The following is a 592-nucleotide window of genomic DNA, read 5'->3' on the forward strand; positions in this document are numbered from 1 at the left end:
TCGTCGGCGGCCAGCTCCTGTTCGGTTTCGATGCGGTGCACGATCATGTCGTGGCGTTGGGCCAAGGCGGCCGTCGTCTTCGCGGCCGTCGCCATCGGGATCCGCACCCACGACGCCTCGGCGACGTCGACGTCCGCGGTGACATCGATCGGTATCGCGCCGGCAACCATGTCCGCCCACGCCATCGCTGAGTTCGGTAGGTGCACCTGAATGTGGATGCGCACGGTCGTAAGTCGATGTCGGTTTTCGTCTCAACGGGGTGTCCGCGCCGGGATCGGGTCATCGGCGCAGGCCAACAGGCGGGGCGTTCGCTGAACACGACGTCCTCGGTGACATGCCCTTGCGGCTTGTTCCGCGACCGCGCTCGGGGAACCCGCAGCGCCCGCCCGGTGCGCAGGCATGCGACCAGCTCCCGTTTGAGCGCGCCACGGCCCTCGATGAACAACGATTGATAGATCGCCTCGTGGCTGATGCGCATGGACTCATCATCGGGGAAGTCGATCCTCAGCCGGTGCGAGATCTGTTCCGGGCTCCAGACCGTCGCCCATGGCCTGTCCTGCCGATGCGGCTTGTTCAGCCCCTTCCACGCAGG

Annotated in this window: 1 protein-coding gene and 1 pseudogene; both read right to left on the reverse strand. The window is 66.4% G+C overall.

What is annotated here, in order from left to right; all coding sequences use genetic code 11:
- On the reverse strand, positions 1 to 224 hold a 224-nt coding region (locus tag P3H15_RS54885; RefSeq protein WP_276144940.1), incomplete at its 3' end, for a hypothetical protein.
- A gap of 74 nt (positions 225 to 298) precedes the next feature.
- Positions 299 to 592 (reverse strand): annotated as a pseudogene (locus P3H15_RS54890) (IS30 family transposase); the annotation flags it as partial.

Source organism: Rhodococcus sp. T2V (genome assembly GCF_029269925.1).
In the GTDB taxonomy this organism is placed as follows: Bacteria; Actinomycetota; Actinomycetes; order Mycobacteriales; family Mycobacteriaceae; genus Rhodococcus_F; species Rhodococcus_F koreensis.